Source organism: Mangrovimonas futianensis (assembly GCF_021245805.1).
In the GTDB taxonomy this organism is placed as follows: Bacteria; Bacteroidota; Bacteroidia; order Flavobacteriales; family Flavobacteriaceae; genus Mangrovimonas; species Mangrovimonas futianensis.
On record NZ_JAJJNF010000001.1, the window covers coordinates 134,052 to 154,542 of the forward strand.

The 20,491-nt window shown below is 36.6% G+C and carries 19 protein-coding genes; 9 read left to right on the forward strand and 10 right to left on the reverse strand.

Annotated elements, in window-relative coordinates:
• Positions 1-195: 195 nt before the first annotated feature.
• A complete protein-coding gene (gene gpmI / locus LOK78_RS00670; RefSeq protein ID WP_232633136.1) occupies positions 196-1,713 on the forward strand; it encodes a 2,3-bisphosphoglycerate-independent phosphoglycerate mutase in 1,518 nt (505 codons plus the stop codon).
• A 77-nt stretch (positions 1,714-1,790) separates the two neighbouring features.
• Positions 1,791-2,204: a BT0820 family HAD-type phosphatase gene (locus tag LOK78_RS00675; protein WP_232633137.1), complete on the forward strand. Its 414-nt coding sequence runs from the start codon at positions 1,791-1,793 to the stop codon at positions 2,202-2,204.
• 3 nt (positions 2,205-2,207) lie between these two features.
• On the opposite strand, the gene LOK78_RS00680 is transcribed toward LOK78_RS00675, so the two are convergent.
• Entirely contained in the window at positions 2,208-3,479 is a 1,272-nt protein-coding gene (locus LOK78_RS00680; RefSeq protein WP_232633138.1) for an acetyl-CoA hydrolase/transferase family protein, read from the reverse strand.
• A 121-nt stretch (positions 3,480-3,600) separates the two neighbouring features.
• On the opposite strand from LOK78_RS00680, the gene map reads away from it, so the two are divergent.
• The 6 genes from map (at position 3,601) to LOK78_RS00710 (ending at position 10,134) form a co-directional block, all read left to right on the forward strand.
• Positions 3,601-4,419: a type I methionyl aminopeptidase gene (gene map, locus LOK78_RS00685; protein WP_166957472.1), complete on the forward strand. Its 819-nt coding sequence runs from the start codon at positions 3,601-3,603 to the stop codon at positions 4,417-4,419.
• A gap of 7 nt (positions 4,420-4,426) precedes the next feature.
• Positions 4,427-5,209: a DUF3050 domain-containing protein gene (locus LOK78_RS00690; protein ID WP_232633139.1), complete on the forward strand. Its 783-nt coding sequence runs from the start codon at positions 4,427-4,429 to the stop codon at positions 5,207-5,209.
• A gap of 3 nt (positions 5,210-5,212) precedes the next feature.
• Complete coding sequence (locus tag LOK78_RS00695; protein ID WP_232633140.1) at positions 5,213-5,977, forward strand: class I SAM-dependent methyltransferase; 765 nt, start codon at positions 5,213-5,215, stop codon at positions 5,975-5,977.
• Positions 5,978-6,062: 85 nt separating this feature from the next.
• Positions 6,063-6,695: a peptide chain release factor family protein gene (locus tag LOK78_RS00700; protein ID WP_232633141.1), complete on the forward strand. Its 633-nt coding sequence runs from the start codon at positions 6,063-6,065 to the stop codon at positions 6,693-6,695.
• A gap of 288 nt (positions 6,696-6,983) precedes the next feature.
• Complete coding sequence (locus LOK78_RS00705; RefSeq protein ID WP_232633142.1) at positions 6,984-8,033, forward strand: DUF6340 family protein; 1,050 nt, start codon at positions 6,984-6,986, stop codon at positions 8,031-8,033.
• A gap of 394 nt (positions 8,034-8,427) precedes the next feature.
• Positions 8,428-10,134 carry a T9SS type A sorting domain-containing protein gene (locus LOK78_RS00710; RefSeq protein WP_232633143.1) on the forward strand — a complete coding sequence of 569 codons (1,707 nt, stop codon included), beginning with the start codon at positions 8,428-8,430 and terminating at the stop codon, positions 10,132-10,134.
• Between the two features lie 41 nt (positions 10,135-10,175).
• Here LOK78_RS00710 and LOK78_RS00715 read toward each other — a convergent pair whose 3' ends face one another.
• Both LOK78_RS00715 and LOK78_RS00720 read right to left on the reverse strand, forming a co-directional pair.
• A complete protein-coding gene (locus LOK78_RS00715; RefSeq protein WP_232633144.1) occupies positions 10,176-11,150 on the reverse strand; it encodes an FAD:protein FMN transferase in 975 nt (324 codons plus the stop codon).
• Complete coding sequence (locus tag LOK78_RS00720) at positions 11,151-11,528, reverse strand: DUF8840 domain-containing protein (RefSeq protein ID WP_232393933.1); 378 nt, start codon at positions 11,526-11,528, stop codon at positions 11,151-11,153. It lies immediately after the preceding gene.
• 183 nt (positions 11,529-11,711) lie between these two features.
• On the opposite strand from LOK78_RS00720, the gene LOK78_RS00725 reads away from it, so the two are divergent.
• Positions 11,712-12,167 carry a Na(+)-translocating NADH-quinone reductase subunit F gene (locus LOK78_RS00725; protein ID WP_232633145.1) on the forward strand — a complete coding sequence of 152 codons (456 nt, stop codon included), beginning with the start codon at positions 11,712-11,714 and terminating at the stop codon, positions 12,165-12,167.
• Positions 12,168-12,231: 64 nt separating this feature from the next.
• Here LOK78_RS00725 and nqrF read toward each other — a convergent pair whose 3' ends face one another.
• From nqrF to LOK78_RS00760, 7 genes are all read right to left on the reverse strand, one after another.
• Positions 12,232-13,539: an NADH:ubiquinone reductase (Na(+)-transporting) subunit F gene (gene nqrF / locus LOK78_RS00730; protein WP_232633146.1), complete on the reverse strand. Its 1,308-nt coding sequence runs from the start codon at positions 13,537-13,539 to the stop codon at positions 12,232-12,234.
• A 1-nt stretch (position 13,540) separates the two neighbouring features.
• The gene (nqrE, locus tag LOK78_RS00735) at positions 13,541-14,290 is read right to left on the reverse strand and encodes an NADH:ubiquinone reductase (Na(+)-transporting) subunit E (protein WP_166957492.1); all 750 of its coding nucleotides are present in this window, start codon (positions 14,288-14,290) and stop codon (positions 13,541-13,543) included.
• Positions 14,291-14,363: 73 nt separating this feature from the next.
• A complete protein-coding gene (locus tag LOK78_RS00740) occupies positions 14,364-15,008 on the reverse strand; it encodes an NADH:ubiquinone reductase (Na(+)-transporting) subunit D (RefSeq protein WP_053971407.1) in 645 nt (214 codons plus the stop codon).
• A 3-nt stretch (positions 15,009-15,011) separates the two neighbouring features.
• Entirely contained in the window at positions 15,012-15,809 is a 798-nt protein-coding gene (locus tag LOK78_RS00745; protein WP_053971406.1) for a Na(+)-translocating NADH-quinone reductase subunit C, read from the reverse strand.
• 4 nt (positions 15,810-15,813) lie between these two features.
• Complete coding sequence (locus LOK78_RS00750; protein ID WP_053971405.1) at positions 15,814-17,013, reverse strand: NADH:ubiquinone reductase (Na(+)-transporting) subunit B; 1,200 nt, start codon at positions 17,011-17,013, stop codon at positions 15,814-15,816.
• A 38-nt stretch (positions 17,014-17,051) separates the two neighbouring features.
• Positions 17,052-18,407, reverse strand: coding sequence for a Na(+)-translocating NADH-quinone reductase subunit A (locus tag LOK78_RS00755; protein WP_232633147.1), 1,356 nt, complete (start codon positions 18,405-18,407; stop codon positions 17,052-17,054).
• A gap of 480 nt (positions 18,408-18,887) precedes the next feature.
• Entirely contained in the window at positions 18,888-20,285 is a 1,398-nt protein-coding gene (locus LOK78_RS00760; RefSeq protein WP_232633148.1) for a glycosyltransferase, read from the reverse strand.
• Positions 20,286-20,491: the final 206 nt, after the last annotated feature.

The window sequence follows — 20,491 nt, forward strand, 5'->3', positions numbered from 1 at the left end:
TGTTACACAAAATATTTTTTATAACATTTTATTAACTATCAGAGAACAAATCTGTTAAATTTTGTACATCTCTCGTTTTTGAGTTCCAGTTCCTTTCAGAAATCATAAAAATTCCATAAAGTCATTTATTTTAAAGTCCCATATTTATTCAAGACATTTATATGAATTATCTTTACAGTACCAAAGTTTGTAAACATGAATAAGAAAGTAATTTTAATGATTTTAGACGGGTGGGGAAAATCTCCAGACCCAAAAGTTTCAGCTATTGACAATGCCAATACTCCTTTTATAGATTCGCTATATACCAAGTACCCAAATGCTAGTTTGAGAACCGACGGACTTAATGTTGGTTTGCCAGAAGGCCAGATGGGAAACAGTGAAGTTGGACACATGAATTTGGGTGCTGGCCGTATTGTTTATCAAGATTTGGTAAAGATTAATATGGCTGTTGAAAAAGACACTCTAAAAGATGAAAAAGTCATTAAAGATGCCTTTGAATATGCCAAAAGAAATAACAAACCAGTTCACTTTTTAGGATTGGTAAGCGATGGAGGGGTTCACTCGCACATAAAACACTTATTTGGCTTAATTGACGCTGCCAAAGACTATGGTGTACCATCGTCTTATGTACATGCTTTCACAGATGGCCGTGACGTAGACCCAAAATCAGGCTATGGGTTTATAGAAAGTCTGGAGAATCACGTAAAAGACACAAATACCAAATTAGCAACCGTCACCGGTCGTTATTATGCCATGGATAGAGATAAACGCTGGGAACGTGTCAAATTAGCATATGACGCCTTGGTTAATGGAGAAGGGAGCAAATCTCAAGATGCTTTGGCTTCTATCCAAGAAAGTTATGATCAAGACGTTACTGATGAGTTTATCAAACCCATCGTCATGGTCGATGAAAACCAGGAACCTGTTACTAAAATTCAGGAAGGGGATGTGGTGCTGTTCTTCAACTTTAGAACTGACAGAGGCCGTCAATTAACAGAAGCCCTTTCACAATCAGATTTCCATGAGCAAAACATGCACAAGTTGTCACTTTACTATGTCACCATGACTACTTATGACGACACCTTCCAAAACATACATGTGGTATATACCAAAGACAACTTAAAGGATACTCTAGGGGAAGTTTTAGAAAAACATCACAAAAAACAATTGCGTATTGCAGAAACTGAAAAGTATCCACACGTTACATTCTTCTTCTCTGGAGGAAAAGAAGAGCCTTTTGAAGGGGAAGAAAGAATTTTAAGAAACTCACCAAAAGTGGCCACTTATGATTTAAAACCCGAAATGAGTGCCTATGAACTCAGAGATGCTTTAGTACCTGTTTTGCAAAAAGGGGATATTGATTTTGTATGTCTCAATTTTGCCAACGGTGACATGGTAGGGCACACTGGCGTCATGGAAGCTGCTATCAAAGCATGTGAAGCTGTTGATGAATGCGTAAAAGATGTGGTTACAACCGCTCTTGAAAATGATTATTCAACTTTGTTGATTGCAGACCACGGAAACTGTGAAACCATGATCAATCCTGATGGCACACCAAATACAGCCCACACGACCAATCCGGTCCCAATTATTTTGATTGACAAAGACTTGAAGGAAATTAAGGATGGTATTCTAGGAGACATGGCTCCGACTATTTTACACATGATGGGGGTAGAGCAGCCAGAAGCTATGACACAAAAATCATTAGTTTAAATACCTGATTCTTAGGGAAAATCAACCATAAAATAAAATATTATTTAAAGTTGTAATTTTACGACCAAGACCGAAACATGAATTTTACAAACAAGTTAATCATTGCCGTAGATTTTGATGGAACCATTGTAGAGGATGCTTATCCTAAAATTGGAAAACCTAAACTATTTGCCTTTGAAACCTTAAGACAGCTTCAAGAAGATGGACACCGACTAATCCTTTGGACTTACAGATGTGATGTTCGCCTAGAAGAAGCTGTAACGTTTTGTAAAGAAAATGGAATTCATTTCTATTCGGTGAACAAAAGTTTTCCTGAAGAACAATTTGACTATACAAAGAGTAGGAAAATCCACGCTGATTTATTCATAGACGATAGAAATATTGGAGGCTTTATAGGCTGGGGAGAAATTTATCAAATGCTATCTGACCCAAACAATGAACCTCTAAAGCCTCCAAAAAAAAGGGGATTATTTTCGTTTTTTAAAAAATAACTTTTATCCGTTTATTAAATCAAAGTAGGTTCTAGCAATGTCCTCTCTATGATCGGGATGCGCTATTTCTGTCAAAGCTTTTACACGTTGCTTAATAGTTTTTCCATATAAATCAGCTACTCCGTATTCAGTCACCACATAGTGAACGTGTGCCCTTGTTGTTACCACACCTGCTCCTGGATTTAAAGAAGGAACTATTCTACTGATACCTTTTCTGGTAGTTGATGGTAATGCAATGATGGCTTTTCCTCCTTCACTTAACGAGGCGGCTCTAATAAAGTCCATTTGCCCACCTACCCCAGAGTACATGTTTGATCCAATAGAGTCGGCACAGACCTGACCGGTTAAATCAATTTCAATAGCTGAATTAATGGCTACCATTTTAGGGTTCTGCTTCACAACCGAAACGTTATTCACATAATCAGAGCCTCTCATTTCCACAAATGGATTGTCATCTACATAATCATACAAACGTTGAGACCCAACCAAGAATGTGGCCATGGCTCGTCCTCTATTAATCGATTTATAGTTACAGGTGATAACATTATTCAAGATCAAATCAATAACTCCATCAGAAAACATCTCGGTATGAAGACCCAAATCTTTGTGACTGGTCAACTTTGATAATACGGCATTTGGAATACTTCCTATACCCATTTGAAGGGTGCTTCTATCTTCTATAAGACCTGCCACATACTCACCTATTTTATTCTCTATCTCAGTTGGCAACACTGCTTCATGACCAAAAATGGGCGTGTCATCCTCTACAAATGCGTCAATTTCTGAAATATGGATAATTCCCGCCCCATGGGTTCGGGGCATTTTAGGGTTCACCTGGGCAATCACATGCTTAGCATTGTCAATCGCTGCTAAAGTAGCTTCAACCGACACCCCTAAAGAACAGTACCCGTGTCTGTCTGGAGGTGACACATGAATTAATGCCACATCTAACTTTAATATATTTCTCTTAAATAAAATGGGCAATTCACTTAAAAATACAGGGGTATAGGACCCATTGCCTGCTCTTAAAGTATGTCTCACATTTTTTCCAATAAAAAAGGAATTAACATGAAAACTATCTTTATATTCTGGATTGGCATACGGTGCCGGACCTTCGGTGTGTAAATGGCATACTTCCACGTTTCTAAGTTCTTCATGTCTTCTTGCAAGTGCTTGAACTAAAGATTGTGGAGCGGCAGCGGCTGCTTGAACATATACCCTATCGTTTGATTTAACTACTTTTAGTGCTTCATCAGCTGTAATAGACTCATACATGGCTTCTAATTTTCAACAAATTTAAAGACAAATAATAGGGAAAAACATGTCAAAAATCATAAAACGAGTTGATAAATAGACATCCATAAATTTTAAGTAACTTTGCCGATATTTTTGTGATATGATTATAGTAAAAACTAGAGAAGAAATAGAATTGATGCGTCAAAGCGCACTCGTTGTTTCCAAAACTTTGGGAATGCTAGCCAAAGAAGTAAAACCTGGTGTAACCACCCTTCAATTGGATAAAATGGCTGAAGAATTTATTAGAGATCATGGCGCGGTTCCTGGCTTTTTAGGACTTTACGGATGTCCTTCTACCCTACTTTGCAGCGTTAATGAAGCCGTAGTTCATGGACTTCCTACAGACAAACCACTTGAAGATGGCGATATCGTTTCTATTGATTGTGGAGCTTTGATGAATGAGTTTTATGGTGATCATGCCTATACCTTTGAAATTGGTGAAATTGCTCCTGAAACCAAAAAACTACTTGATATTACTAAAGAGTCTCTTTATGTAGGAATTCGTGAGTTTAAAAACGGTAACCGAGTTGGAGACGTAGGTTTCGCCATTCAAAAGTTTTGTGAAAATGAAGGCTACGGAGTTGTAAGAGAGCTTGTAGGTCATGGATTGGGTAAAAAAATGCATGAAGACCCAGAAATGCCTAATTATGGAAAACGTGGTCGTGGTAAGAAGTTCATCGAAGGTCAGGTTGTCGCGATAGAGCCCATGATCAATATGGGAACGCATAAAGTCAAGCAACTTAAAGATGGCTGGACTATTGTGACTCTTGATGGCAAACCAAGTGCCCATTTTGAACATGATGTGGCCTTAGTTGATGGTAAACCAGAAATTCTTTCAACATTTGCTTATATCTACGAAGCACTGGGAATTGAAAGTGATGAGGAAACTGAATTTAGACAAAAAGCTTTAGTCCTTTAAACAGTATATGAAACGAATTGAATTTGTAGAAAAGGAGCTCTCAAACCTGAGAACTACTTTAAACAACCATCCAGTTTATAAAGCACTTTCCCATATGGATGATGTAAAAATCTTTATGGAACAACATGTGTTTGCCGTGTGGGATTTTATGTCCCTTTTAAAGGCGCTTCAAAACCAACTAACTTGTACGAAAACACCATGGGTTCCAGCTCAAAATGCCACAACGGCTCGATTTATAAACGAAATCGTATTGGGTGAGGAAAGTGATTTAGATGAAAATGGCATTCCGAAAAGTCATTTTGAAATGTATTTGGACGCCATGAATCAAATAGGAGCCAACACACATACCATCCAAAATTTTATTGATCTCATTTCGAAAGGAGCATCTATTGATTCTAGTTTGAATAATGTAAAGATTCAAAAAGAAACTGCCGACTTTATCAATTTCACGTTTGATATCATTGCCACAGGAGAGCCTCATAAAATTGCTTCGGCTTTTACTTTTGGTCGAGAAGATGTCATTCCCGATATGTTCTTTCAGATTATCAATCAATCACAAACCCAAGATCAAACCTATTCCAAACTCACCTATTATTTAAAGCGACATATTGAGTTGGATGGCGATGAGCACGGGCCCCTATCTCTTAAAATGATTGAGGAGCTATGTGGGGATAATGACCAAAAGTGGCAGGAGGTTTTGGAAGTAGCCAAAGAAGCTTTGAATAAAAGGATTGAACTCTGGAATGGTATTTCTGAATTAATCAATTCAAACCAACTACAAGAAGTCTAGGGATTGAAAAAACTTTTTAAAATATTGCTCAATACCATACCGAGACCTATTCTCATTAGGCTCAGCTATGTGGTTAGGCCTTTCATGGAATCATTTTTAAAAGGCTCTACCTATACCGATCCTATCGACGGCAAAAGTTTTAAAAGTTTTTTACCCTATGGTTATGGAGAGCAACGGCACAATGTCTTATCTCCGTCCACGCTTTCGTTGGAAAGACATCGATTACTATGGCTGTTTCTCACAAAGGAAACTAACTTTTTTACCGACCATTTGAAAGTACTTCATTTTGCTCCTGAACAGGCATTTTATAAGCGATTTAGAAATATACCTCATCTGGACTATACCACAACCGATCTCAATTCACCTCTTGCAGATATCAAAGCCGATATTTGCAACCTTCCTTTTGATGATAACACTTACGATGTGATTCTTTGCAATCATGTATTGGAGCATATCCCAGATGATACCCAAGCCATGAAAGAACTGTATCGCGTTATGAAGCCTGGTGGTTGGGGTGTTTTTCAAATTCCGCAGGATTTAAATCGGGTAACCACTTTTGAGGACGATAGCATAACGGATAAAAAGGAACGAGCCAAAATCTTTGGTCAGTATGACCACGTGCGCGTATACGGCAGGGATTATTTTGACAAATTACGAAGTATCGGTTTTCAAGTAGAGGAAGTTGATTATACCAAAACTTTTGAAAAAGAAGACATAGAAAGGTACTGTTTGGCTCAGGGTGAAATTATTCCATTTGTGCGCAAATAAATAGCCGCTAATAAATCCAGAAAAATCTAACATGTTCTGAGAGAAATACTCATAAAAGGGTATATTTATCTTCCTATAATTAGTTGTGCAACATAAAAAAAGCCACCTGAAAACATTAAAAAACGTATTACTGATATTGGTTTTTACAGTTATCGGATGTAAATCCGAAAGGAAGCTAGACGGAAATTATTGTACTTGCCACAATGGACTTTATGCTGAATTATATATTGAAAATGACTCTATGCAATCCGCAACTAGTTTGGGTTGGATCTCGAATTGGAGAGAGTTTGAAATAAAAAATGATACTATTTATCATTTATATTTTGGAGAAGGTTCAAAAAAAGCAAAAGCCAAGATAGGTTTTAAAGAAAGAGGTGGATTTGAACTTTACTATCCAATGGACGGTGTTACTCATTCCTATAATAAGTTAAACTTGATAATTGAAAATGATATCACATCTGAGCAATTTTGGAATGAATTCAATCAACGAAAAATAGAATTTGACTGTTTTACTGTTTCTGAGAGATATTTAGAGCTCGAAAGATATTTCGGAAAGGAAAATATAAGAATTGATTATAGTGGAGAAACCCATAATGAAGTTAAAATTACTCATATTCCCTCCGGAATAGTTGAAATCGAAACGGAACAGAAAACACAAGTGGAAAACGCAATTATCGCTATGAAAAGAATAAAATTGGAAATTGAAAAATCCAAATAGCATAACTTTGCAAAAAATTTAAAAATAATTGGTAGGTCACTGCTCGCAGGAAAGTCCTTCGGACCTTCCGAACATCTTTTCCGTTTCGCTTTCTTAAGCCCTTGAAACAATGTATACCCGCAGTCATATTTTAGGACAGCCATTTATAGATTCCTGTATCAAACCACTAATTTTCATTCCATTAAATTAAAAATGTTATCTTTATCCCGATGCAATTACTTTCCCCAAAAAGTCTTGCACATTAACTAAATATCTAAAATAACAGATTAACCCAAATCTAATTTAGACATGAAACCTACTACTATCCCTATTTATGCCCTAGTTATAGGGGCTCTCCTTTTGACTGGTTGCCAGTCTATGAACCATCTTACCATGAGTGTGACAGAGCCTGCCCCTGTTCATGTATCTTCTCAAGTACAGCGTATTGGTATCCTTAACCGAAGTGAATCGACTTCCAACAAAACCTTAGATCAAATGGATCAAGTCTTTTCTCTGGAAGGAAAATTATTGGATAAAGAAGGTGCCCAACGTGTCGTTCAAGGCATTTCAGATGAATTTAAAAAACTAAACCAGTTTGAGACGGTCACTTTTGTAGAAGCAGATCAAGTTGAAAATCCAGGCTTGGGAATTTTTCCTAGTAATATGTCTTGGGAAACCGTCAATCAATTGTGTCAAAAATATCAGGTGGATGCATTATTTGTCCTATCATTTTATGATACGGATGCCCACATTACTTACAGCAATCAAACCGTACAAAAGTTAAACGCTTTTGGCCTTAAAATTCCTGTGATTGAGCATACGGCCAAAATAACAACCAATATTAAAGCTGGTTTTAGAGTTTATAATAATCTTACCAAAGAAATACTGGATGAGTTTGTAATTGACCAATGGTCTACTTCAGTAGGCAAAGGTGTAAATCCTGCCAAAGCGCTAGAGGCCATCAGTGGACGCAAAGAAAATGTACTTCAAATAAGTGACCACTTAGGACATGATTATGCCTTACGAACCTTTCCATATAAAATTCGCGTGACTCGTGAATACTACGTAAAAGGTACGGAAAATTTCGAAATTGCAAAAAGGCGAGCTCAAACAGGAAATTGGGATGGCGCTGCAGAGCTTTGGGAAATGGAAACCAACAATCGTAAAGCAAAAGTAGCGGGACGCGCTTGTTATAACATGGCCATTATCAACGAGATTAATGGTGATTTAGAGGCAGCAACTTCTTGGGCTTCTAAAGCCTATACCGATTATGAAGACGGTAATGCCTTACGATATTTAAAGGTTCTTAATAATCGAATTGCTAAAAGTCAAGTTTTGGTGTATCAAGAAAATGATTGAAAAGTATTCTCAAGGATACCTTTTAACCCATTGTTTTGATTGACCTGAAATCAAGAAATTCAGCTTTAAAATTTACGCTATTCTAGTGCCTCTTTTTAAAGAAAGGATTGCTTTGAAGCAGTTTGTTTCTAATGTAGGTTAAAAGCATTTAGCATAAATAACCTAGGAAAAGGGCAGACTTTTTTACCATCTACAATCATTTCCAAAGATACATGACCAAAGGAGTTCATAGATATTAGCTCATCGGGAGACTAATTATTTTCCTGTCATATACCTCTCTAAAAGTAAATTCAACAGTTAATGCTTCTCAAAATGAGAATTTATTAAAAATCGAATTGCCCTTACACATGTAAGAAATATTTTACTACTTTAAAGACTCTCTTTAAACATAACTATGAAAAAATATTACCTTCTCCCGTTTATTTTAATCACTTTTAGTTTACAAGCACAGATTCCTAATGTTAATTGGTTTGGACACGTGGGCGGTTCTGTATTAGATCAAGTAAACTCCATTACCCTCAATTCTGAAAATGATTTTTTAATAACTGGATATTATGGTTCTAATAGCGAATTTGATTGGATAAATTCCGACTACACCCTAACAGGCATGAGTGGTAATGATGCTTTTTTAGCTAAATATACCAACGAGGGTATTATTGAATGGGCTGTTAAATTTGGTGGAAATTTAAATGATGGTGGAGGTGATGTTGCTGTAGATAACTCGAATAATGTGTATTCGGTTGGGACTTTTACAAATACAGGCGATTTTGACCCAGGGCCCAATACTTACAATTTAACCTCTACTCAAGGCGCATATTCATGGATTGACATCTACATATCAAAACTGGATACGGATGGTAATTTTGTATTTGCCAAACAAATTATGGGAGAGGCAGTTAAAAGACCCAGCGCCATAAAAGTAGATACAGCCGGTAATTTTTATGTTGTAGGGTATTACAATAACCCGCTTACCTTGCCATCTGGAGGTATTATTGACATTCCCACTCCAGACGACTTGAGTCTCTATTCAATGTTTATTATAAAATTTGATGCAAATGGTGATGTTGTATGGTATCATAACCTAGGTGAAGCCAGTAACTTGCAACGCATTGAAACCTTAGACCTAGATGCCAATGGAAACCTATATATAGGAGGGCAATTTCATACCGAAACAGATTTTGACCCAGGTGCTGGAGAGGTTATACTCACCCCACACACAATGAATTATTCTGATATGTTTATTTTAAAATTAGATTCAGATGGAAACTTTGTATGGGTGAAACAATTTGGAGGAGATAATACCAACTCTCTTCGAGGTTTAAAAGTTTCTGAAACTGGAGATATTTATGCGACTGGTTATTTTTATGGCATGGTTGATTTTGACCCTAATGCTGGTGAACATCAAGTAACCTCAGCTCCTGATACGGGATACAACCCCTTTCTATTCAAGCTTGACAATACGGGGAGTTTTCAATGGGTAAAAGATTTTAGAGGTAATGGAAGAGGGTATACCGTATCCACCTCGGCAGAAGGACAGGTATTTTTAGGAGGCGATTTTAATAACACCTGTGATTTTAGTGGTGGATTAGAAACCGCTGTCATTACGCCCGAAGGCGATATCGATGGTTTTATAGCTGCTTATGATGCCGCTTCTGGAGATATGATTTGGGTGAAGACCATGGGATCTGATCTAGAGGCTAGAGTGACTGCTCTTGACGTTGACCAAGAAGGAGCTCTTTTTGCCGTTGGTAGTTTTGATGAATTTGGACATATTAGCAACGACGTAGATGACGTAACTGTAACAGGAAATGGCATGAAAGACGGCTTTGTTTTGAAAATAAGCGAAGAAGAGCTGAGTTTGCCCGAAGTAACTACAGATGTATTTTATCTATATCCGAACCCCGTTTCAGATTTGGTATCGTTTCATCTACCAAACGACTATCAAGCCATTAGTATAAAAATATATAATCTGACAGGTCAACTTGTGCATCAGGAACGTTATCAATCGCAAATTTCCTTAAAACATTTGGCTTCTGGTCTATACATCATGCAACTAGAAAATAACTCTCAAAAACTAACAGGCAAATTAGTGAAACAATAAAAAAAGGTCCAAGATAATATCTCAATGAACTTTGAAACACCTTATTCTGGAAAACCATTTAAAGACTTAGTTTCCAATTCACCATTCTCATTTTCAAAAATTAAAAAAACTTGAAGTTCGGGATGAGAGACCAAGAATTCCTCTATACGATCCATTCCCATACTTTTAAAGGCCGTGGCATAGGCATCAGCAGTCATACAATTCTCTGCAATGACCGAAATGCTCAATAAGTTTGTTTTACTAGGGTAACCTGTTTTTGTATCGATAATATGGGAATACCGGTTGCCTAGAGAATCAACCTTGAACTTCCTGTAGGTTCCTGAAGTAGCCATAGCCGCATTTTCTAAATCGATGGTACGCATGACGGATTGACTTCCATCAAAATGAGGCATTTCAACACCTACTTTCCATAGGCTTTCCTTTTGAGCGTTATAACCTCTACATCTTATTTCACCTCCTATCTCGACCAAATAATTATTGACTTGCTTGCTTTCTAAAAATTCTCCAATGACATCCACACCATAACCCTTAGCAATGGCATTAAAATCAATAAAAGCATTTGGAACTGTTTTCTTCACATGGTTATCAACAATTCCCATTCTATTAAAACCTACTGATTTCATCAAACTATCTACTTGGGTACTGTCAATATTTTGAATAGCGCCTTCAGGACCAAAATCCCATGCATTAACCACTCCTCCTATCGTAGGGTCAAATGCACCTTCGGTATATCTATAAATAAGCTTAGAGGCCTCAAAAACCGTTTTAAAATGATTGTCAAGTTCGACATCTTCTCCTCGATTTATCCTTGAAATTTTAGAATCTTCAATATATGTAGACATCGATTCATTGACTTCATTAAAAAGCCTATTGAAATCTTTCTGATAATTTTCAGTTCCTTCATAAATCACAGAATAGGACGTGCCGAAAACAGGTCCAGACAACTTAGTGTTTTGAGGTGGTTTGGAACAAGAAAAAGCTATTAATAAAAATAGGGCAAGTAACGAATATTTCATTTAGTTCAAATTGGTTTCTACTACTTGAATACCATTATATTCCATAAGGTATTCTTCATTGAGGTAAATGGGTAAATCTTCGCCATTGGGATTTCCCAAACCTACGCCGGCATAAAGTACTTTCGCATTCTTTTCACGAGCATGCTTCTTGAAAGACTCCATCCATAGCACATCATAATTGTTTGGATTTTCTGGTAGCATTACAACCTTTACAATTACAAAATAGTATTGAGCATTTTTATCAATGCAAACAAACTGAGGGTGTCGTTTCATTTTACTATTGACCGCTATAAACTCAAAACCTCTTTGTTCTAAGTCCTTACCTACATGGTTCATAGCTAAATTATGCATTTCCTGTTTAGACAGTGGCTTTCCCATGCCACAAAGGTATTACAAAACCCCTAGAAAATGCAAAGAATTCCTACCTATGGCCAACGTCTTTAATACATAATTCTGGATATGCCATTAGCATGTTATCAAAAGCATATAATCGAATTTTAATAAACCTATAACCACCCGATTCAAATAAATTCTGTAATTTAAGGATCATATTCAAAAACTATGAGAACAAGTAACCGGTTTAATTGTGCCATAGAAAAGTTATACCAGGCATTCCACAGCAATAGACTACACCCCGAATGTTGTAAACAATGTGCCGTAGGTAATATATTGGATGGTCAAGATTTTTGGAAACACTTGTCAGACGATCATGGCTCTACCCAATTAAATCTACTTGGAAAGCTTCACCAGGCAAAAGGAAAACGCTTCAATGGATATACTCCACAAGAGTTACTTTACATCGAAGTTTCATTTTTAAATGCCTGTGGTTATGAATTACCCGTGCATTACAGAAATAATAAACCTGATAACCCTCAGGATAAAGATTTACTTTTTCAAGGCCTATCAGCAGTGGTGAGTACTTTGTGTGAATTGGATCAAATTCCAGATGTTATGGATTGTACACAACTGTTTAAATTCAGGGCAAAAAGCAAAAAAGCTTCAGAGCTAATCGTATAAAAAAGCCGATTCCAAATGGAATCGGCTTTTCTTTTCTAAAATATATTTTTGATTTGGTATTATTCTATCCCCCGAAGTCATCAAATCGGATATTCTCATCTGGGATACCAAAATCTTGTCCCATTTTCTCCACTGCTTTATTCATTAATGGAGGTCCACAGAAGTATAATTCGATATCTTCTGGTGCATCATGATGATTCAAATAATTTTCAATCACACAATTGTGTATGAATCCAACAAAACCATCACCAGGTGCATCTATATTCTCTTTTACTTTCCAGTTATCTTCTGGTAAAGGCTCAGATAGTGCCAAGTAGAACTTAAAGTTAGGGAATTCTCTTTCTAATTCTCTAAAGTGCTCTAAGTAGAATAACTCACGCTTAGAACGACCACCATACCAATAAGTCACTTTTCTACCAGTTCTTAAAGTTTTGAATAAGTGGTATAAGTGTGAACGCATTGGCGCCATACCAGCTCCACCACCAACGTATAACATTTCAGCCTCTGACTCATTAATAAAGAACTCTCCATAAGGTCCTGAAATAATAACTTTATCTCCTGGCTTTTGATTAAAAATGTATGAAGAGGCAATTCCTGGATTTACATCCATCCAACCATTTTTAGCTCGATCCCATGGCGGAGTTGCAATACGAACGTTCAACATAATATCACGTCCTTCTGCTGGATAAGAAGCCATAGAGTAAGCTCTCTCAACAGTATCATCATTTTTCATCACTAATGGCCATAAACCAAATTTATCCCATTCAGCTTGAAACTTATCAGGCGTTTCATGCTCTTCAGGGTGAGCAGTGATATCAATATCTTTATAATTAATTGTACATGGAGGAATTTCTATCTGAATGTATCCTCCTGCCTTATAATTCATATCTTCAGGAATACGTACAACAAACTCCTTAATAAAAGAAGCCACATTGTAATTACGAATCACTTCAGCTTCCCATTTTTTGATACCAAAAATTTCTTCTGGAATTTCAATTTCCATGTCTTGCTTTACCTTCACTTGGCATCCAAGACGGGCTCCTTCTTTCAATTCTTTTCTAGTAAAGTGAGGCGTTTCAGTTGGCAATGCTTCACCTCCTCCAGACAATACATGACATTCACATTGAATACATGTACCTCCACCACCACATGCTGATGGTAAAAATATTTTCGCATTTCCTAAAGTAGACAATAAAGTTCCTCCAGAAGCTACCTCTATTTCCTTTTCACCATTAATTTTAATGGTTACAGGACCTGATGGAGATAGTTTTTGCTTGACAAATAATAACAGGGCAACCAATAGAATGGTTACTATTAAAAAGGCGGCTACCGTTGCTACTACAGTTCCTAATGTACCTGCGGCTAAAATCATGTTACTCGTTTACTTTAGTATTATTAGCTAATGTTTTTACTTCTTCTTTAACCTCTTCCTTTACCACTTCTTCATTTGGTGTTGCGGGTTGCTCTATGACAGCAGATTTCTCCTCCTTCTTTCCAGCATCATCTCCACCTGTCAACATACCTCCAAAACTCATAAAACCGATGGCCATAAGCCCAGTAATGATAAAGGTGATACCTAATCCTCGTAATGGAGCAGGCACGTTTGAATATCTAATTTTCTCACGGATAGCAGCAATGGCCAAAATAGCCAAGAACCAACCTATACCAGAAGAAATTCCATAATTAAAGGCCAAACCTATAGAAGGAATTTCTCTAGACTGCATGAATAATGAACCACCCAAGATGGCACAGTTAACAGCAATCAATGGCAAGAAAATACCTAAAGAATTATACAACGCTGGAGAAAATTTCTCTACTACGATTTCTACCAGTTGAACCATGGTTGCAATGGTAGCAATAAACATAATAAAAGAAAGGAAACTTAAATCATAAGAAGCATATTCTTCTCCTAACCATTTTAAAGCACCTGGTTGAAGTACATATTGATCAAGTAACCAGTTTACCGGCACAGTTACAGCTAATACGAAAATAACTGCTGCCCCTAGACCAACTGCTGTACTTACTTTTTTAGATACCGCAAGGTAAGAACACATCCCAAGGAACGTGGCAAATACCATGTTATCTATAAATATTGATTTGAAAAATAATTCTACGTGTTCCATTTGATATTAGTTTTTAGTTTCTTGTTATTAGTTGCTTGCCTTTAGACCATCAACCTCTAACCATAAACTAAATTTAGTCTTCAATTAAATCTTTATTTCTACTACGTTGTACCCAAATAATGATACCCACAACAATCAAGGCCATAGGCGACAATAACATAAATCCGTTATTCTCGTAACCTATTGAATACAAACCTGTCTTTTCAATTGGGTCTCCTAAAACTTTAAATCCTAATAAAGTTCCAGAACCTAAAAGCTCTCTAAAGAAACCAACGATTACAAGGATTAATCCATATCCAGCGGCGTTACCAATCCCGTCAAGGAAAGATCTCCATGGTCCGTTACCTAGGGCAAAAGCTTCAAAACGTCCCATAATGATACAGTTGGTAATAATTAATCCCACGAATACCGAAAGGGTTTTACTCAATTCATAAGAGAAGGCTTTTAAAACCTGATCTACTATAATTACCAAGGCAGCTACTACAACCAACTGCACAATAATTCTAATTTTTGAAGGTATAATGTTACGTATTAAAGAAATAACTACGTTACCAATTCCTAACACGGCCATTACCGAAATAGCCATTACAATAGAAGCTTTTAATTGCGCTGTAATTGCTAAAGCTGAACATATTCCTAATACCTGAATAGTAATAGGGTTGTTATCTGCTAATGGATCTGTAATTAACTTGGCGTCTTTTTTAGATAAAAGTCCCATAAATTAATTGTTTTTTAAATTATCAAAATAAGGCTTGTAAAGCTTCAAATCACTTTTCAACATGGCTGCTACACCGTTTCCAGTAATAGTAGCACCTGCTATGGCATCAACCGCGTTATCTTCTTTGTCTTCATTCTTAGGATCGGCATTACCTTTAGCAACATCAATTCCTTTAAATGATCCTTGAGACAACAAATACTCACCAGTAAAATCATCCATAAAGAAACGCTCTTTAATATTGGCTCCTAAACCAGGTGTCTCACCAGCATGATCAAAAAATACGCCTTGTACGACCATATTTTCATCCATTGAAACAAATCCCCAAATAGCATCCCATAATCCTTTACCATAAACTGGAGCGATGTAAAAGGTTTTTCCATCCTTCTCTCCTATGAATAAAGGCAAACGTCTTTGTTCTTTATTTGCTTTCTCTTTTTTGATGTCCATTAAATAAACATCAGTTCCATAGTCATCTTTAGGTTGGGTTTCATAATCCTTAACGATTTCTCCACCTTCTACTTCTTTAATAACTGAACCATTAAGGTCTAGAACCAATTGCTTTTTGATGTACTCATTGAAAAGCTCTGGTGCTTGGTTAGCATCCACAAACACAGCGCTACTCTCGTCATTATTATTGACACCCATAGCATAAAGTATGTTTTGCTGCTTTTCAATCTGCTTATTCTTATCAATTCTTGGTCTTAAAGATGAAGCCGTAAAAGCCAACAATGCTCCAACTATAATCACCATTGCAACGGCAAATAATACGGTATATACGTTACTGTCTGTTTTATTACTCATTGTCTTAAGCTGTTTTTGCTTTTAAACGTTTCATTCTTTTCTTCACATTACCTTGAACCACATAGTGGTCAATAGTAGGTGCAAATACGTTCATCAATAATATGGCCAACATTACTCCCTCTGGGTAAGCTGGATTGAACACACGGATAAGGATAGAAATAAATCCTACCAAGAACCCGTAAATCCATTTTCCTTTATTAGTTTGTGAAGCTGTAACTGGATCTGTAGCCATGAAAACGGTACCGAAGGCAAAACCACCAATCAATAAATGGTGCCAGAATGGTGCACTCATTAATCCGTAGAACTTACTACCCTCTACAATCCAACCAGAACTTACAACACCGTTAAAGATTAAGCCCATTGCTATGGCTCCCAAAACAGAAGACAGCATAATTCTCCAACTTCCTATTTTGGTAAAAATCAAGAAAAGACCACCTAGTAAAATCAAGAAGGTTGAAGTCTCTCCCACCGAACCAGGAATAAAACCATAGAACATATCCATCCATGTATAATCAATGGTCTGCCCCTGAGCTAAACTACCTAGTATAGTTTCACCAGACATGGCATCGACATTGGCTCCTGAAGCAATTTCATTAGCTCTTTCCACGGCACCATGTACCCATACTTTATCCCCTGACATCCAGGTTGGATAAGCAAAGAACAAGAAAGCACGAATAGTTAAAGCCGGATTTAGGATGTTCATCCCAGTTCCTCCAAATACTTCTTTTCCGATAACAACACCAAAGGCTACGGCTACAGCCAACATCCAAAGTGGTAGATCTACAGGTACGATTAAAGGAACCAACATTCCTGTTACCAAATAACCCTCTTCCACTTCATGTCCCTTGATAGTAGCGAAAAGGAACTCAATTCCCAATCCAACACCATAGGAAACAATAACTAGTGGTAATACTTTTATCAATCCAATGTAAAACGCATCCCAAGACAAAAAGTCAACAGGTGCACCAGCTGAAATATAATGCTGATATCCCGCATTGAACATTCCAAAAATCAAACATGGTACCAAGGCCATGATAACGATATTCATGGTACGTTTTAAATCATCGGCAGCCTTAATGTGAGTTCCACCATGGGTGGTATCATTAGGCATATATAGAAAAGTATGCAACGCATTGAACGCTGGTGCCATCTTGGTACCTTTATACTTTTCTTTTAAATTATGTAATGTACTTTTTAAACTCATTATTTCTTATTTTTCATTCTGAAGAACAAAACGAATCATTAACCTATTTCTTTAATCATCAAATCCAATCCTTCTCTAATAATCTTTTGATGTGGTTGTTTAGAAACACAAACAAATTCAGTTAAAGCAAAGTCCTCTGGCGCTACCTCATACATTCCTAAAGCTTCCATTTCATCTAGATCTTTATACATACAAGCTTTTAGAATTTGCATTGGATAGATATCTAAAGGAAAAACTTCTTCATAATTACCAGTTACCACAAAAGCTCTATGCTCCCCGTTAGTATTTGTATCCAGTTCAAATTTCTTCTTAGGAGATAACCAAGAAAAGGTCAACGCTCTAGAAGTCGATATTTTATTAAATATAGGTCTATTCCACCCGAAGAAATCATAATCATCTCCTTCTGGAATAACCGTTATGGTATTGCTATAATAGTCTAATGCACCATCTGGCTTCACTTGTTTCCCGGTTAAAACGTTCCCAGAAATAATTCGGTCGTTACCGTTTTGCTCCACTCCATTGTCATAAACCATTGTTGCTACTTCACTACCTATTTTGGTTTTAAAGTATCTTGGTTTTTTCACAGAAGATCCTGCTAACGCCACAACACGTTCTGCATTAAACTTACCTGTAAGTAACAATTCACCTATGATCACCAAATCTTGAGGATTAACCGTATAAACAGTTTCACCTTTATTAACAGGATCAATCCTATTGATTTGAGTTCCAACATTTCCAGAAGGGTGAGGACCACTTACTTTGTGAAGTGTAATTCCAGACAATCCTGCTAGAGGCGAATTGGAATTAGTTCCAACACTTACATGGATTTTACCTGATGTCAACTTCCCTAAAGCATCAATAGCGGCTTGAAGTTCAGCTTCTTTACCTTGCAGAGTAAAATCATAATCTGCAGCCAAAGGCGCTGTACCATAAGCTGAAATAAAAATAGCTTTTGGCGATTTTGAAGGGTTAGCAATTACATCATAAGGACGTTGCTTGATAAAAACCCAAGCTCCTGATGCAAGCAAATAGGACTTTACTTTTTCTGCATCAGCTCCAGCGATATCAAATTTACCATGATCTACATAGCTTTGCTCTTTATCGGCTTTAATCTTGATAGCCATGATACGTCTTCTCGCTCCACGCTCTACTTCAACTACCTCACCAGATACTGGAGATACAAACTTCATTTCTTCAACATCTTTGTTGTAGAAAATAGTTTCACCTGCTTTAACTTTAGTACCCTCTTTTGCGATAAGTTTCGGAAGAACTCCGTGGAAATCTTCTGGTCTGATGGTGCAGAAGTTGCTAACAATGGCATTTTCCAGCCTTTTCTCAGCTTCACCAACAAGATTAATGGTCAGACCTTTTTTAATCTTAATGTCGTTTGACATAGGTTCAATATTGAATTTAATTGTGCAAAAAATCGACGCAAATTTACAAACTTAATAGAAATAATGAACTTTTTAATGAATGCTAATTATTTATTTATACTTATTCTAAATAGCTTTAAACAGTACATTTTAAATATCTGTTAATCTGACAATTAATACAATATTTCTCCTGGTAAAAGGCCTTTATACCCCGTATACTGAAATTTCCATATCAATTTCGCACAAATATTTCCTTTAAACAATTAAAAAACCGCACCCTTATTAAGACAAACCCACCTTCTTAATTTCAAAAACCATGTACTTCATAAATAAGCATTATTTCTTCATCATTTAATTCAATACAAAAGATATCACATTAGAAATTTAATTAAAAGGCTGCTCTTTAAGCACAATTAAAGGAACTAAATGAATTTCGAAATAGAAAAAAGGCCTGCTTCTTTTGAAACAGGCCTCTCTCACCATATGCCCCTTATTATTATTTTAAGCTGTTGGTAAATCCCTAGTTAACCAACCTCTTCTACTGGCCGTAGCAATAGCATATGGCGTAATCCAAAACAATCCAAATGTATACAGGATACTATATGAATAGGCCCAAAAGGACTCAGAAAATTTGTACCGTTTGGCATAGAAAAGCATTGGGAAACTTGAAAAGATTAAAATACCCAACAACGTCGAACTAATAAAAAGCACCGGATGTGTTAATATGAATAGTAACATAAATATCAAAAATGGATAACACATCACAATTTTAAAGGATTGGTTTAAAAAGAGAAGTCTAGCTCCCGACTTTGAACCTTCCCTAAAATTGGTGAATACATATTTAGCCATGGCAATATTTTCCCTGACATTACTCCTACCCCATCTAATGAACATTTTGTAAAGGCCTTTATACTTTTCTGGCACGTTTGTATAAGCATAAGCATTTCTTTGGAATAGAACATAATACCCTTGCTTCAATATCATGTTAGTCATCGCTCGGTCCTCTCCAATGTCTGATGGCTGTCCCATAAACGTCTGATTAATCCACTCATCCAAACATGCAAATACAGCAGATCTTCTATAAGCCGCTAAAGCCCCAGGGGTACACAATACTGAATTTAATTGACTTTCGGCTGACCTTACGAATTCAAAACTTAGCACAAAACTGACATTAAGCATTTTCGGCAACAATGCCTTCTCATTATTTAGAACTCTAATGTTTCCAGCTACAGCCCCACATTTCTCATTAACAACAAAAGGACTTACCAGGTTTTTAAGTGTATCAGAATCTACAACTGAATCACTATCAACCGTGACAAAAATATCTCCTTTACCCATTTTAAAACCACGATAGAGCGCATGCCGCTTCCCATGATTTTTAGGTTGCTGCAGGATTGTAACGCGATCTCCCAAAACTTTTTTAGCCTCATTCATCCAGAACCAAGTATTATCTTGACTTCCATCATCTATGGCCAACAATTCCAATTTATCTTCAGGATACTCGCTTTGAGCTAGACTCAATAAAGTAGCATACACTTGTTTCCCTTCATTGTATGCAGGAACAATCACAGTACAAGTAGGCAATTCCTCATCTGAAACTGCCTTGACTGAGCGATATCTAAAATATAAATAAAGGGTGTAAAGGAAGTAACCTCCTTTGAAAAAGAATAAACCAGTGGCTATCCAAAAGAAAATGGCTCCAATAGTAGAGTTCAATCGCTCTTCTCTAAAGGCTAAAAATTGTTCTTGATAATATACAGCAAGAAAAGCTGCAATAATCATTAGCAGAAAAGTTCCCGCCAAAACAAAAGTATTTCGTGGATTGAAAGTTTTATTTGTTTGATGATTTTGATTTGGATGATCCAAATTCAATTCTGAGGGAATATTATTTTTTCTCATTAATTATGTTTCGATTTGTTCAATTTGATTTCACAGACTCCTATTCAATCCCTGTGCCATTCAGAAAAACAAACAAATTAAAGGCTCTACTAGCCTTCATCGATTTCAAAACCGTATAATTTTTACACAAACCAGGGACAGATTACACACTTTCTGATACACCTTCTATTAAAATAAATCCTTAAAAATTTTAATACATAAGATAT